This is a genomic window from Vibrio sp. 10N.222.48.A3 (genome assembly GCF_041475345.1).
Taxonomy (GTDB): domain Bacteria; phylum Pseudomonadota; class Gammaproteobacteria; order Enterobacterales; family Vibrionaceae; genus Vibrio; species Vibrio tasmaniensis_A.
In genome coordinates, this window is sequence record NZ_JBFRVX010001808.1 from 1 (window position 1) to 381 (window position 381).

A 381-nucleotide genomic window follows, 5' to 3' on the forward strand; every position below is an offset into this window, starting at 1 on the left:
CGGTCGTACTGGTCGTGCGGGTAACAAAGGTGATGCAATCTCTTTGGTTGGTCCAAAAGACTGGGATAGCTTTAAGCGTGTTGAGCTTTACCTTCAACAAGATCTTACTTTCTCTGTACTTGAAGGTCTAAAAGGTAAATTCAAAGGTATTAAGCCGCGTAAACCTGCTTTTGCTAAAGGCGGTCCTGCGAAGAAGAAAACCAACACTCAAGCTAAGAAAACGCCGAAAAAACCGGTTAAGCGCGATAAGAGCTTCCACAAGAATGTGGCAGTGGGTGATACAGTATTTATCCCTAAGAAGAAAGTTGCGCCAAAAACTGACGACGAGTAATCAACTCGCGTGAGCTAAAAGATTATGTTTATAAATACAGATCTTTATAC

General features: G+C 42.0%; 1 pseudogene. It reads left to right on the forward strand.

What is annotated here, in order from left to right:
- Positions 1 to 331 (forward strand): annotated as a pseudogene (locus AB4653_RS29005) (ATP-dependent helicase); the annotation flags it as partial.
- Between the last annotated feature and the right edge of the window lie 50 nt (positions 332 to 381).